At 62.8% G+C, this 15808-nt stretch carries 2 protein-coding genes and 1 pseudogene; all 3 read right to left on the bottom strand.

Annotation, left to right across the window (positions count from 1 at the left end; translation table 11 throughout):
- Positions 1-6 precede the first annotated feature (6 nt).
- Positions 7-2142, bottom strand: coding sequence for a type I secretion system permease/ATPase (locus AFK66_RS03930; protein ID WP_023898154.1), 2136 nt, complete (start codon positions 2140-2142; stop codon positions 7-9).
- Between the two features lie 23 nt (positions 2143-2165).
- A pseudogene (locus tag AFK66_RS03925) lies at positions 2166-3513 on the bottom strand (TolC family outer membrane protein).
- A gap of 85 nt (positions 3514-3598) precedes the next feature.
- Entirely contained in the window at positions 3599-15802 is a 12204-nt protein-coding gene (locus AFK66_RS03920; protein WP_038882249.1) for an Ig-like domain-containing protein, read from the bottom strand.
- Positions 15803-15808 lie beyond the last annotated feature (6 nt).

The following is a 15808-nucleotide window of genomic DNA, read 5'->3' as shown; positions in this document are numbered from 1 at the left end:
TGCTCCTTACGCCACCGAGGCGACATTGCTGTTACGCTGCGCCGTCTGCAAAATCGCGTCGCGCGGGCCATCCGCCACCACTTTGCCGTTTTCCATCACCACTACGCGGTCAACCAGCGACAACAGCGCCGGGCGGTGCGTCACCAGCACCAGCGTGCGGCCGGTCAGCCACTGGTGAAGCTGGCGGATAACGTAGCTTTCCAGCTGTTCATCCATTGACGCGGTCGGCTCATCGAGCAGCACAATCTGCGGATTACGCACCAGCAGCCGGCTAAGCAGCACCATCTGGCGCTGACCGCCAGACAGCCCTCGTCCGCCTTCGTTAATCAGCCGGTCGAGGCTTGCGGCGTCATGCTGCACCATGGAGAGCGCGCCGCTGATGCGCAGCGCCTGCAACAGTTCAGCATCCGTGGCGTTCGGGTGCCCGAGCATCAGGTTCTGGCGCAGGGTGCCGAAAAAGAGCCGCGACTCCTGCGACAAAAAACCCACCTGGCGGCGCACGTCCATCGGATCGATATGCGCCAGATCGACACCGTCGATAATCACTTTGCCCTTGCTCGCCTGCGCCTGGCCGGAGAGCAGTTTCAGCAGCGTCGATTTCCCGGCACCCACTTTGCCGAGGATCGCCACGCGCTCGCCGGGTTTGATCTCAAGGGACGGCACCAGCAGCGCCTGATCGCCTTTCTCTTTGTCGTAGCTGTACTGCACATCCTGAAACTGATAGTGGCCCGCCAGCACCGGGCAGTGCGCCATCTTGCTGCCCGCTTCTTTATCCAGCGGCTTTTTCAGCAGCTCATTGAGTCCGCTCATGGCGGTTTTGGCGTGCTGCCAGCGGGAAAAGACCATCGTCAGTTGCATCAGCGGTGCCAGCGTGCGCGAGGAAAGCAGGCTACACGCCACCAGCGTCCCGGTGGTGATTTGCCCGTCGAGCACCAGATAGCTGCCGAACACCAGCATGCCCGCGTAAGTAATTTGCTGCACCGTCGAGGCCCAGCCGCTTAAGCGCGCGCCCCAGACGCGTTGCTTCATGCCGATGTTCGCGCCCACGCTGTGCGTGTGCTCCCACTGGCGCTGAAAATAGGGCTCGGCCTGGAGCGCTTTAATATCCTCAACGCCCTCGATCGACTCCACCAGCACGGCGTTGCGGATAGCGCTCTCGCGCATCCCCTCTTTGGCGAGTTTCGCCATCGGCCACTGGATCAGAAGCCCCGGGATCACAATCAGCGGGATCGCGATAAGCGGGATCGCCACCAGTTGCCCGCCCACCAGCGCCATGATCCCGAGGAACAGCAGCACGAACGGAATATCCATCGCCGCGCCGACGGTGGTGGAGGTCAGCAGCTCGCGCACCTGATCGATCTCACGTAACTGCGAGATAAACGAGCCGGTGGATTTCGGGCGCTCGTCGTTTTTAATCGCCATGGCGCGGGCATAAAACAGCGACGACACATTGAGATCGATATGCTTGCCCATGATGTCGGAGACATGCGTGCGGGCAAGCCGGATGAAAAATTCAAACAGCGCCGCCAGCAGCACGCCGAAGAACAGCACCCACAGCGTCGGGAACGACTCCGCCGGGATCACGCGGTCATACACTTGCATCGAAAATAAAATGCCCGCGAGCGCCAGCACATTGCCGAGAATCGACGCCAGCGAAATCTCCGCCAGCTTGCGCCCGGCATGGCGGAAGTGACGCCAGAACCAGTGTTGTTCGTAAGGGCGGGTAAAATCATCGATGCGGGCGTCGCGCCCGCGGGCGGCGATACCGAGCAGCGCCACGTCGGGCTTCACGCGCTTTAGTAACTCCTCCAGCGGCTCTTCGCGCACCAGGTCGCCGCCTTCGCTCAGCCAGTAAGTCACCACGCCGTCGGCGTCGATGGCTTCCAGCAGCATCAGCCCGCCCTCTTCCAGTTGCACAATGACCGGCAGCGTCTGGCTGTTCCAGCGCATATTTTTAATGGGCGTCAGGCGGACCTGTAAGCCCATCAGCCCGGCGAGACGCTCGAGCCGTGGCGCGAGCGGTAAATTTTCAAACCAGCGCATCTGCTGGCGCACCGCCGGCGCGTCGGCGGGCAATCCGAACCGCCCTGCCGCGCGCGTCATGGCGCGGATCCAGCTTTCGGTATCAGGGATCTGGGACATCGCGTCTCCTTAAAATGCCGCGCTCAGAGCGACGGCAGGGTATCTCCGGTCGTCCGGGCGCGTTCAATGCCAAGCATATCGAGCAGGTTATCCACCGCGGCGGCGTAGCGCACCGCGGCATCCCACGTCGTAGCGGGCGGTAATAGCGAGCGTGTCGGCCTGGAAAACGTCCTGTTCGATGCTCAGAAGATCGTTCAGGCTGCGCTTGCTGAGCCGGTATTCATCGCGGTACACCTCGCGCGCGTGCCCGGCGCTGACGATCTGCTGTTCACCCGCCTGCTGCCGCTGCTGCGCGCCGGTCAGGTCGGCCCAGGCGGTGGCGGCTTTCTGGTTGATATCGAGCTTGCTCGCCTCAACATCGGCGCGCGCGCTGGCGCGATCGCCTTCGGCCGCCTCCACACGGGCGCTCACCGCGCCGCCCTGATAGACGGGCGCGTCCACCACCAGCTGGACCTGGTCATCCCAGTAGTTGGAATTGTCGTTCTGGTAGCGCGTGCGCCCGGCCTGCACCGAGACCGTTGGCCAGTGCTGAGCCTGCGCCTGGCGGATACGCTGTTCAGCCGCGAGCTGTTTGGCCTGGGCCGCGCGCACCGCGTTGGTCTGTTCATACGGCAGCGATTTGAGCGTAATCGGCTGTCGCAGCAAATCCTCTGGCAGATCCGGCAACGTATCGGCCACCACGCCAGTAAGCACGCTTAGCGCCGCCTGCGCCGAGCGCGCCTGGGCGCGGTACTGCTCAAGTGTGGCGTTCATCCCGGCGATGCGGCTTTGCGCCTGTAACACATCAGACTGCGTACTGAGCCCGGCCTCTGAGCGTAAATCCGCCATGCCCTGCACCGAACGCAGCGACTCAAGGTTGCGCTCGGCCGCCGCCGCGAGGCTCTGGTAGCGGCGCACCTGCAAATAGGCCTGCAGCGTCTGCATCCCCACCTGATTCAGGGTGTCGTAAAGCTGAAAGCGGTAGGCTTCGGAGAGATTCTCCTGCTCGTCGATGCTGCCGCCGGTTTTGCCGAAGTCGTAAATCAGCTGTTTGAGGTTCACGCCGCCTGCGGCGTTACTGTTGAGAGAGCCGGAGGAGTCGGTACGGTGGTTTCGCCCGACATTGCCCTGTAAGGAGATTTGCGGAAACCAGGCGCTCTGCGCCTCTTCCAGATTGGCCTTGCCAACACGGATCTGCGCCGCGGCCTGTGCGATTTTAGGATTGCGCGCAAAGGCGCGCAGAATGGCTTCTTTTATCGTGAGCTGCGCCTGTAGCTGCTCGCTCGGTGCCGTTTGCCAGGTAAACTCCTCCTGTGAAATAGCGGGTAAACTGAATAAAACGGTTGTCAGCAGCAATGCCAGCCGCCTGTAGCGCATTGTCTTGTTGTGCATCCTGTTCCACCTTAATAATGCCGTCTGCGCGGCCGGTGATATTGTTAAAATGACGCAGGCGCCTCATCCCTGAGGCGCCGTGGCGTTAGACCATATTGACGTGCAATCCGTGCTGAATCAGGACATCCCCCAGCGTGTTGGTCTGCGAACTGTTATGCCAGACGTCAAACTGCACGCCGTCCACTTCCCGCTGTCCGCTGACTTCCCAGATATCGCTGCCGCCTTTCACCAGATTGACCTGATCTCCGTTCACCCCTTTAACGATCAGATCGTCTTCCGGCTTGTCGGTTAAAGTCAGCGCCTGGTGCAGATCCAGCGTCAGGCTGTTAGTGCCGGACTTCCCGAGATCGAAGATCTCAATATGCTGGACCTGTCCGCTTAGCGCCGTCAGGTCGAGTTTGATGTTGACGCCATCAATAACCAGCGTGTCGGTTCCCGCGCCGCCGTCGAGCGATGCAAAACCGAGCGTGGCGAGGTGAATCGTGTCGCTGCCGCTGCTGCCCTGTACCGAGTCGCCGCTGTGGCTGGTGCCATCGGCGAGATCGATACTGACGCCGCCAATGGTGTAGCCCCCTGTTACGCTGGTACTGTCGTCCGCTGTTGCTGTGGTGGTGTCGCTGGCCGGTTCCGTGGTCGCGGCGACGGCAGCGATTTTCGCGGTCACCGTAGTCTGCTGGCTGTCGGTCGTGGTCGCGGTCTGGCTGGTCTCATCGGCCAGCGCGAACAGCGAGGCTTCATGATCGACGCTGGCGGCGGCGAATGTGGCAGGTGGCGTGGTGGAGATAATCTGCCCGCCGAGCCCGACGTTAAGATAGCCAGTGTTGCCCGCCACATCGGTGGCGTAGATATTCAGCACGCTGGAGAGCGACAGCAGTTGCAGAATATTCAGCCCCAGCCCGAGGTTCGCTGACCAGTTGCCATTGCTGTCGGTAATGGCCGTGGTATTAACGGTCCCGTTCAGCAGTGACAGATGCACCACCGAGCCTGGCGCCAGGTTGGTGGAGCCGCCGCGCAGCGTCAGCCCGCTTGAGAGCAGCGCCAGCGGGTTAAGGCTGGTGAGCGGGTTGAACGTCAGCGTCGGGGTGGTGAGTTTTACCGTCACGTCGCTGCTGGTGCTGTTAACGTTACCCACTTTATCCGTCACCGAAACGCCGACTTTCAGCGCGCCGTTGGACAGCCCATCCAGAATCGAACTGCTGACCGGCAGCGACCAGGTGCCGTCGCTCGCCACCGTCGCGTTATAGGTGTTTGAGCCAAGCGTCACTTTCACCGTCGCGCCATCCGCCGCGCCGGTAATTTTCCCGCTGATGGTCTGGCCGCTGCCCGCTTCGCTGACATTCAGGTAGCCGTCGTTGCCAAACAGCGAGGTCACAGAGACGATCGGCAGCGAATGGGTAATCACATTCAGCACGCCGCTGGTGCTGGTGCTGTGGCCCGCCGGGTTAGTGACGCTGGCGTTCACCGTCAGCGTGCCGTCGAGCAGCCCGCTGAGATCGGTTTTCGGCACCGACAGCTGCCAGGTGCCGTCGTTACCGACGGTGGTGACGTAGTTTTTACCGCCGAGCGACACCGTGACCTGCGAGCCAACGGCGTTAGTGCTGGTGCCGGAAATGGTCTGGGCGCTCAGAATATCGGTGGCGTTAAGGCCGTTATCGCCAAACAGCGAGGTGATGGCGAGCGTCGGCAGCGCGCCGATATTCACCGTCAGCCCGCCGCTGCCGCTGGCGGTGTTGCCTGCCGCGTCGCGCGCCGTCACGGTGACGTTAAGCGGGCCGTCGGCCAGCCCCTGGAGAGACGTGGTTGGCACCGATACCTGCCAGGTGCCGTCGGCGCGCACCGTGGTGTTAAACGTCAGGGCACCCAGTTTCACTGTCAGTGCGCTACCCGCCGCCAGGTTAGTGGCGGTGCCGCTGATAAGCTGCGGGCTCAGCAGATCGCTGAGGCTCAGGTTGCCGTCGCCAAAGATGGGGTTAACCGCCACCTGCGGCAGCGCCTGGACAATCGCGCTGACCACCTGCGAGCCAGTTGCCACGTTGCCCACCGGGTCGGTAACGCTGGCGCTGACCGTCAGCGTACCGTCCTGGATACCTTTGAGCGTCGTGGCTGGCACGTTCACCGACCAGGCGCCGTTGTTAATCGCCGCCGTGAAGGTGCTGCCGCCCACATTCAATGTCACCGTACCGCTCGCGAGGTTGCTGGTGCCGGTGATCACCTGCCCGGCGTTGGCCTCCGTCGCGTTCAGCCAGCCGTCGCCGCCAAAGAGCGTATTAATGGCGACCGTCGGCAGCGTGGTGATGCCTACCACCACCGGCGTTCCATTGACCGTCGTGGTATTGCCATCCGGCGTCGTGATAGTCACGCGCGGCGTCAGAGAGCCTTCCGCCAGCGAGGCGAGATCGGTCGGGTTAAGCTGAATGCTAAAGCGTCCATTGCTGCCCACCGTACCGGTAAAGGTGCGTGCGCCCAGCGCCACGCTGACGCTGGAGCCAGCCGTCGCGTTGGTGACCACGCCCGAAATCGTCTGGCTGACCAGCGCGTCGGCGGCGTTCAGCAAGCCGTCGCCGAAGACCGAGAGCGACGAGAGGACAGGTGCCACCAGATCCAGCGTCAGCGAGCCCGTCGCCGAGGCCGAGTTGCCGTTAACGTCAGAGGCGGTCACGGTCACGGTCTGGTTTCCGGTGGCGATCCCCGTCAGCGCGCTTTGTACGGCGTCCGGCAGATTGACGCTCCAGACGCCGTTCGGGCCGACCGTCGCCGTAAAGGCTTGAGTGCTGCCAATCTGAATGGTCAGCGTCTGCCCGGCAAGGCCGGTGGTGGTGCCGCTCAGCGTGCCCTGCAACAGTTCAGGAATACTCAGCGTGCCGTCGCCAAACAGCGAGCCGATGTTAATCGTCGGCAGGTTGTTAATGGCGACATTAAAGGTCGCGCCGGTGGTGTTGACGTTGCCCGCGTTATCGGTGACAACCACCTGCAACGCGGCCTGGCCATCCGGCAGCGAACCGAGCAGCGTAGAGGGCAGCGTCGCCGTCCAGCGGCCAGTGTCATCCACCACTGCGGTCAGGCGCTGGCCTGCGAAGTTAACGATAATCGACGAGACATTTTCCGCGTTGCTGACGACGCCGCTGATGGTCTGGTTAACCGTGCTTTCAGCGAAGTTAATCAGGTTATCGTTGCCGACTAGCACCTGGCTTACGACCGGTACGTCGGTCAGCGCCAGGTTGATATCGATAATCTTATTCGTGACGTTGCCGAAGGCGTCGGTGACGTTGAGCTGCACCTGAAGCGTGTTATCGACAATGCCCTGCCAGAGGCTTGGCGGGAAGTCGACTGAAATTCGCCCGTCGCCGCCCACCAGCGCGTTCAGCGGAATGTTGACATCGGTGCCGACCAGCGTCGCCGTCACCGTCGCGCCGCGATAGTCGCCGCTCAGCTGCCCGGTCAGCGTCTGGGTCACCAGCGATTCCGCCACGTTCAGGATGCCGTCGCCGCCGAACAGATCGTCCACCAGCACACCAAACCCTTTATTCAACGCCACGTTCAGCGCCACGTTATTGGTGGACGTGTTGCCCTGCGCGTCGGTGGAGGAGATGTTGATCACCTGCGCGCCGTCGGTCAGCGAATTGAGATCGAGCTGCGGGAAGGTGTATTGCCAGTTGCCGTTCTGATCCACGGTGGCGGTTTCGGTCAACGGCCCAAGACGCAGCGTCACCGTTTGCCCCGGCTCGCCGGTGCCCTGCAACAGCAGGCCGCCCGCCGCGTTCACGGTGTTGAGCACCGCAGGCACGCCCGCGGCGTCCACCGTCAGCAGCGGCCCGGTGGTGTCCAGCGTAACGTTACGGGTAGCAGTGTCGGAATTACCCGCAGCGTCGGTAAGCGTCGCGGTCACCGGGTAAGTGCCGTCAGACAACCCATTCAGCGCGCTTTGCGGTACGGTGACGCTCCACGCGCCATCCGCGCCAACCACGGCGTAATAGGTTTCACCGTTAAAGGTAACGGCCACCTGACGCCCCGCCTCGGACGTGCTGGCGGTGCCATTCAGCACCAGCGGCTGGCTGGCTTCGGAGGCGTCAATCACGTTATCGCCCGCCACGGTGCCAATGGTCACGTCTGGCGCAATGGTATCCACTGTCACCGTTACGTTGGTGGTGGCAGGCGTGCCGCCATCGGTCGTGGCAATGATGGTGTAATTCCCCTGGTTGGGGAACTGCGTGGCGGGCACATCCAGCGACCAGCTGCCATTCGGCTGCACGGTCGCCGTGCCGACGGTAGCGCCGTTGATCTGTACCGTGACTTCCGTAACGCCGCCCAGCGTGGTGCCGGAAATCGTCACCGCATCGCCCAGCTCGCCCGCTTTAATGATGTTATCGCCCGCCACCGGATTAATGGCGACGGCAATGGTCGGCGGCGTAGTGTCGATATCCACGGTTACCACAGGGCTCGTCGCCACGTTGCCCGCTTTATCCGTCACCGTCGCGGTAAGCTGTTCGGTGCCGTTGGCAAGTGTCGCCAGTTGCGCCGGAGAAAGCTGAAGCGACCAGGTATTGCCGTTCTGCACCGTGGTAGTAAAGGTCTGGCCCGCCAGCGTCACCGTGATGGTCTGCCCCGGTTCGACGTTCGTGACCGTACCGGTGATGGTCTGGGTCTGCTGGCTCTCCGCCCCGCTCAGGCCATCACCACCAAACGGCGCGTCAATGGTAAGTGTGGGCGCGGCAAGCGACACATAGAGCGGCGCGGTGGTGGTGGCGGTGTTGCCCGCGCCGTCCACCAGGCTCACGTTCACCGATTGCAGGCCGTTCGGCACGTTTGCCCAGTCAGCAGCCGTCAGGTTCAGCGTCCAGGTATTGCCGGTGACCGTTACGCGGTCAGGCCCGAAGGTCTGATTACCGATGGTCACGGAGATCTGGCTGCCCGCCGGGAGATCGCTTGTCAGCGTGCCGCTAATGGTGCTGGCAGCGCCCGCCTCGGCGATATTCACATAACCGTCGCCAAACAGCGGCTGGGTCAGCGCCACCTGCGGCGGGGTCAGCGCGGCCTGGAACGGTACATCAATGGTCTGGCTGTTGCCGAAATTATCCTGCGCCACGATGGTCAGCGTATGTTCGCCCGGCGTCAGCCCGGAGAGCGCGCCCGCAGGCAACGGCAGCGTCCAGTTACCTGCGCTGTTCACATTCGCCACGTAGGTGGTGCCGTTCACGTCGATAGTGACCGTCACATACTGGTTGTCACCCGTAATGCCGGTGGTGCCAGAGAGCGTCAATGGCCCGTTGGCCTCGCTGATGTTCAGTATGGCATCGTTGCCAAACAGCGTGGTCGCGGCAGGCGTCGGCAGTTGGGTCTCGACCTGGAACGAACCTGGAGTGGTGTCAGTATTGCCGTAAGCATCGCTGACGTTAACATCGAAGTTTTGCGTGCTGCCCGGCGTGAGGCCCGTAAACGCGGAAGGCAGCAGCGAGACGGACCAGTCGCCGTTGGCCTGCACCGTACCGGTGTAGGTGTTACCGTTGAGCACAATCTCCACCGTCTGGCCAGCGCCGCTGACGCCGGTGCTACCGGTAATCGTCTGGGCGACGCCCGCTTCGGCGTTATTGAGCGCGCCGTCGATAAACGGCGTGTTGATGGTGGCGTCCGGCACATCGTTAATACGCGCTTCAAAGCTGGAGGTGCCGGTATTGGTGTTGCCCGCCGTATCGGTGACGATCACCGTGACAGGGATAGTGCCATCCGGCAGCGCCTGGAGCTGCGCAGGGGTGAGCGGCAGCGACCAGTTACCGTCAGCATCGACGGTGGCCTGTACCATCGCGCCATTATTAAGGCTCACCATCACAGTACCGATGCGATCGGCCGGCAGGCCGGTCGTTCCGTTGAGCGTAGCGCCTGCGGCGGCTTCACCAGCATTAAGAATGCCATCGGTAAACGGTTCCGTGACCACCGGCGTCGGGAGCGGATCGGCGTAGACGCTGAAGGTGGCGTCCGGGCTGGTGGTCGTGTTGCCCGCCCGGTCGGACACCGTCACAGAAATCGTGTGATCGCCTTCGGCCAGCGCGCTGAGTTGCGCGGGCGTGAGCGCTACCGTCCAGTTACCGTTGTTATCGACGGTGCCGGTAATCTGCTGGCCGCCGTCAATGGTGATGAGCACCGTCTGGCCTGCGCCGGTCAGCCCGGTATTACCGGTGATCTGCTGCCCGAGCGCGGCTTCGCTCTGGTTGATTGTCCCGTCGCCAAAGAGCTGATCCGGCACGGTCGCGGTCGGCGGTGTGCGCAGCACATCCACCGCCACCCCCGCCGTCGCCGGGTTGCCGTATTGATCCTGCGCGGTGACGGTCAGCGTGTACTGGCCGTTTTGCAGTGCGTCCAGCGCGTCGGCGCCCGCGGTAATCTGCCACGCGCCGCCTGCGCCCACTGTGCCGTTAAGCGTAATGCCACCAATCGCGATCGCAATCGGCGTGCCTTGCGCAAGCCCGGTTGAGGTGCCGCTGATGACGCCGCCGCCCTCGATTTCGCTCAGGTTAATCAGGCCGTCAGTGAACACCGTATCTATCGCGAGCGTCGGTACAGTGTCGTTGCCGACCGTGACCGGCAGCGGCACCGTACTGGTGTTGCCATTCGGCGCGGTGATGGTGAGCGTCAGATCCTGCGGGCCGTTATCCAGCGCCTGCAACTGCGCCGCCGGAATGGTGATACTCCAGGTGCCGTCAGTGCCCGCTACGGTGGTCAGGGTCTGGGTGCCGACCACCAGTTGAACGGTGGCACCCGCCGTCGTGGTGCCGCCGAGCGTCTGGTCGGTAAGCGATTCACTGACGTTCAGAATGGCGTCGTCCAGGAAGCTGCCGGTGTTAATGCCGGTCGGCGGTTCGGCGGTATCCACCGTGACGGAACTGCTGTCGGTGGCCGTATTCTGCGCCGCATCCTGCGCGGTGGCGGTGACGGTGTAATTACCATCCTGGAGACCTGCCAGCGCCGAAGCAGGCACCGTCACGCTCCACTGACCGTTGGCACCGGTGGTGCCGGTATAGGTCACGCTATTGAACACCACGCTGACGATGGTGCCCGGCGCAAGGTTGGTAGAGGTACCGGTAATGGCCAGATCCTGACCACTTTCCTGACTGTTGATAATGTCATCGCCCGCGATAGCGTTTACCGCCAGCTGTGGCTGCGAGCCAGGCTGGGCCGCAAACGTCACCGGGTACTGGACAAACGCCTGGTTGCCCGAGGCGTCAGTCACCGTTACGCCAATCGTCTGCTGGCCGTCTGCCACCTGCGCCAGCGCCGTGGCAGGCACGGTCACGCTCCAGGTGCCGTCCGCCTGGACATTACCTGTGTACGTCTGCCCGTTGAGGGTGACAGTGACGGTCTGGCCCGGTTCCACTCGCGTGGTGGTACCGGTGATTTGCAGCGGCGACTGCGCCTCTGCGGCGTTGATAAAGTTATCTGTCGCGACGGTATTGACCGCCACCAGCGGCGCGTTCACTGGCGAGGCATCCAGCGTCAGCGAGATTTTCTCGCTTGAGGTATTGCCCGCCGCGTCGCTGACCGTCGCGGTCACGCTGACCGGGCCATCCGGCAGCGTGGTGAGCGCGCCCGCAGGCAGCGTCACGCTCCAGGTGCCGTCGCTCTGCACCAGCGCGCTGTAGCTCTGGCCACCTATCTGCACCACGACCGTTTGCGGATTTTGCGGATCGTACGGCGTCGCGCTGCCGCTTATGGTAAGCGGCTGCGCTGCCTCAGTGGCGTTAACGATGTTATCCGTCGTGATGTCGTTTACGGTCAACACCGGTGCAGTGAGATCGACGGTTACCGTACTTTGCGAGGTGTTCTGGTTGCCCACGGCGTCAGTCGCGGTGACGACCAGCGGTGTGGTGCCATCCGCCAGCCCTTGCAGAGCCGCAGGCGGCAGCGTGACTGACCAGTTGCCGCTGCTGTCCACCACGGCGTTATAGGTCTCGCCGTTGAACTGTACGGTGACGGTTTGCCCTGCGCCGGTCACGCCGGTAGAGCCGCTCAGCGCGCCGCCCGTACTGACTTCAGCCGCGCTGATAATGCCATCGGTAAACGGCGTGTTCAGCGTCACCGCAGGCAGATCGGTGGTGATGATGGTAAAGCTCTGGCTACCGGAGATGACAGCGCCGTTTTCATCCGTACCGGAGACGGTCAGCGTCGCTTTACCGTCGCTGATATCCAGCGCGTCGGCGCGCGGTACGGTGACGCTCCAGCTGCCGTCAGCCCCGGTAGTGGCGGTGTATTGTTTACCGTTAAGTGTAATGGTGAGCGTGGTTTGCGGCGCGAAGTTCACGCTGCTGCCGCTCAGCACCAGGCCGCCTGCGATATCATCAAGCGAGACGCGGTTATCGCCGGTCACCGGTGACACCGTCAGCGCGCTGATATCGGTATTGACGCTAAAGCCGCGATCGAGGCTGACGCTGTTGCCCGCCGCGTCGCTCACGACTGCCGTTACGGTGTAAGTGCCGTTGGTAAGGCCTGCAAGGGTGTCGGCAGGCAGATTGACTTCCCAGCGGCCTGCGGAATCCACCACGCCGGTGAAGGTGTCACTGCCAAGCGTGATGGTGACCGTCTGGCCTGCGGTGACGTTAGTGGCGGTGCCGCTCAGCGTGACGCCGCTCGCGCGTTCGCCCGCGTCAATCACGCCGTCACCGCCGACCGGATCGATGGTCAGCAGCGGCGCGCGCGCCGGATCGACTGCGACGGTAATCGGCCGCGTGGCGGTTGAGGTGTTGCCTGCGGCATCGGTCACCGTGACGGTAAACTGCGCCTGGCCGTTCGGCAGCGCCTGCAGATCCGCCGCCGGAATATTCACTGACCATTCGCCATTCGCGCCGGTCACTGTGGTGTTGTACGTTTTGCCGTTCAGCGTGACGACAATGGCGTCACCCTGCGCCGCGCCGGTGGCGACGCCGGAGAACGCCTGCGCCTGGCTTGCCTCCGTGATGTTCAGCGCGTCATCCTGCGCGAACGGATTGATGGTTAACGTCGGCGCTTCAACATCGACGATAAAATCGGTCGTCGTGGTCTGGCTGTTGCCAGCGGCGTCGCGCACGACGATTTGCAGCGGCACCGGAGAATCATTGCCGGTCAGCGAATCCAGCGCGCCGGACGGTAGCGTGACCGACCAGTTACCGTTGGCATCCACCGTTCCCTGATACGCCTGACCGTTAAGCGTGACCGTCACCGACTGGCCTGCGCCCGCAACACCGGTAGACCCGGTCAGTACCTGATCCACGCCCGCTTCGGCCTGGCTTAAGGTGCCATCGGTAAACAGCGGATCGATAGTGGTATCCGGCAGGTTGTTGATGATGACGGTGAGCGTATGGCTGTCGCTGACGCCGCCCTGCTGCGCGGTGGCGGTCACTTCATAATTGCCATCCGCCAGGCCCTGCAAAGCCGCCGCCGGTACGGTGGTCTGCCAGTTGCCATTAGCGTCGACCGTCGCGGTGTAGTTAACGCCGTTGAGCGTCACCGTTACTTCGGTATTTGCCGGCAGCCCGGCGCTGGTACCGCGAATCGTCAGCGGTGAATCGGCTTCTGTGCGGTTAATAAAATCGTCATCGGCAATGATGCTGATAGCGACGCCGGAGGCGGCGGTATCCACCGTGATCGGCGCCTGTATCGTCGTCGTCTGGTTCCAGGTATCGGTGACGCTTACCTGAATGTTGTTATCGCCATTCGCCAGCCCTTGCAGCACAACAGCAGGCACATCCACGCGCCAGTTACCCGCCGCGTCGACCGTCGCCGTGGCGCTCCACGCGCCGATAGCCACCGTCACCACGCTGCCCGGTTCGGCATTGGTGACGCTGCCCTGCAACGGCTGCGCGGTTTTGATCTCTGCGGCATCCAGCGCGTTATCACCGGTAAACGGCGTGACGGTGACCGTCGGCTGCGTAGTTTTGACATTCAGCGAATCGGTGACCTGCGCAGTGTTGCCCGCCGCGTCAGTGGTCGTCACCACAATCGGGTTAGCGCCAGGCGAAAGATTACCGAGATCGGCGGCAGGCAGCGTTACCTGCCAGTTGCCGTCGCTGCCGGTGGTGGTGGTGTAGGTTTTGCCATTGAGCGTGACGGTGACCGTCTGCCCCGCTTCCGAGCTGTTGCCAGAGAGCACCTGATCGGTCGTCAGCTCCTGGGCGTTCAGCTTGCCGTCATCGGTCACCGCATAGAGCGAGAGCGCAGGCGGCGTGGTGTCGATATTCACGCTTGATGTGGCGCTGGCGCTGTTGCCTGCGCCGTCCGTTGCGGTCACCACGATAGGCGTCTGCCCCGGCGGCAAAGTTTGCAGCTGCGAGGCCGGAATAGTGACGCTCCAGCCGCCGTCGGTGCCTGCGGTGGTGGTGTAGGTCTGGGAGCCAATCTGAACAGTGACCGTCTGTCCGCTGCCGCTGACGCCCGTATTACCGCTGAGCGTCTGGTTCTGCTGCAAATCCGCCGCGCTCAGCGCGCCATCACCAAATGGCGTGACGATAGTGGGCGCGGGCAGATCGTTGATTTCAACGTTGATGACGCGATCCGCTGTGGCCGTCGTCTGGCCGGAAGTGACGGTCGCGGTCACGGTGCGCGGGCCATCCGGCAGGGTGGCGAGATCGGCCGCCGGGATCAGCACGCTCCAGTTACCGGCGCTGTCCAGCACCGCGGTGTAGGTTTTATCGTTGAAGGTCACGGTAACCTGCGCGCCAGGCCCGGTCACCGTCGTAAAACCGCGAATTTCCAGCGGCTGGGTCGCTTCCGCCGCGTTGAGATAATCATCGGTTGAGAGAATGGCGATGGAGACGGACGGAACCGTGCGATCCACCGTCAGGGTGTCGGTAACGGTGAGCGGCGCGCCGGTGCCGTTGGGCACGCTCACGGTGAGCGTTGCGCTGCCGTTGGCCAGCGCCTGGAGATCGCCGGTCGGGATAGTCACCTGCCAGGTGCCATCGCCGCCGACGGTCGCGTAATAGTTCTGGCCGTTCAGCGTCACCGTCACCACGGTGCCCGCCGCGATATTCTGCGTGGTGCCGCTGAGGGTTTGATCGGTGGCAAGTTCTGCCCCGTTCAGCACGTTATCGCCCGTAAAATCATCCACCGCCAGCACCGGGCGGTCAAAATTGACGGTAAAGCGCGTTTCGCTGGTGGTGGTGTTGCCCGCGAGATCGGTGATGCTCACGCTAAGCACATACTGCTGCCCGTTCTGCAACGCCAGCAGATCCGCAGACGGAATGGCGGCCTGCCAGCTGCCGTCTGCGCCAACCGTGGCGGTGTACGTTTTACCGTTTAGTGTAACGGTGACGGTTTGCCCCTCTTCCGCGACGCCGGTTGAGCCGCGCAGGATCTGGGTGGTCGCGGCCTGTTCACCGCCGAGCACCCCGTCGGTGAACGGAGTGAGTTGCAGGGTGGGTGCGATGGTATCGACGTTGATATCAGCCGTCTGGGTTACCGTGTTGCCGTTGACGTCAACCAGCGTCACGGTAATCGTGCTCACCCCCTGCGGCAGCGCCTGCAACGCGCTGGAAGGCAGCGTCACGCTCCAGCTGCCATCCGCCCCGACAACGCCGGTGTAAGTGTTACCGTTCAGCGTGACGGTAATCGTGCGGCCTGCGTTAGCGGCATCTACCGTGCCGCTAATGACCTGATTTTGCAGCACTTCGCTGCCGTTTAATACGTTGTCATCGGTGAGCGGATCGAGCGCAATTTCCGCCGGGTCCGGGGTTTCTCCGCCGCCGTTATCGCCGCCGCCGTTATCACCACCGCCGTTGTCACCACCACCGTTGTCACCGCCGCCGTTGTCGCCGCCGCCGTTATTGTTATCATCGTTGCCGCCACCACCGCCGCCGCTGTTGCTGGCCGCAATCGCCACGCCTGCGATACCGCCAATCGCCGCAATCCCGCCGAGCGCCTGTAACGTGGTCAGCCCTTCGGCGCCGGTGAGCGCGCCAAGCGTAGTATCAGCGAGCGTTGGCGTTATCGTCTCAGCGACCGCCGGACCGGCTTCAGCCGCAAACGGGAACAGCGCGTGGTGCACGCCTTTGTCATCTTCGAAAATCAGCTCGCTGTGCTGGCCTTCCGCGTCGAGATGGAAAAAGTTCTGGTAACGTACTGTTGTCCCGTCTTTCATATGGACAATCAGGTCATTCCCCTGCCGTTCATAAAAGTTAACCGTTTCAGGAGAAGCATTTATTCGCACAATGCTTGTCTGGGATAAATTGACCACCCGGTCTGCATTCTGGGAATAATGCGTTATTACATTTCCCGTATCCTGATTAAGAATATCCACGGTAGGTGAAACGTTATTTTGGACGGCCATTTTTCA

Source organism: Cronobacter malonaticus LMG 23826 (assembly GCF_001277215.2).
Classification (GTDB): Bacteria; Pseudomonadota; Gammaproteobacteria; order Enterobacterales; family Enterobacteriaceae; genus Cronobacter; species Cronobacter malonaticus.
This window is presented reverse-complemented; position numbering and strand designations above follow the sequence as displayed.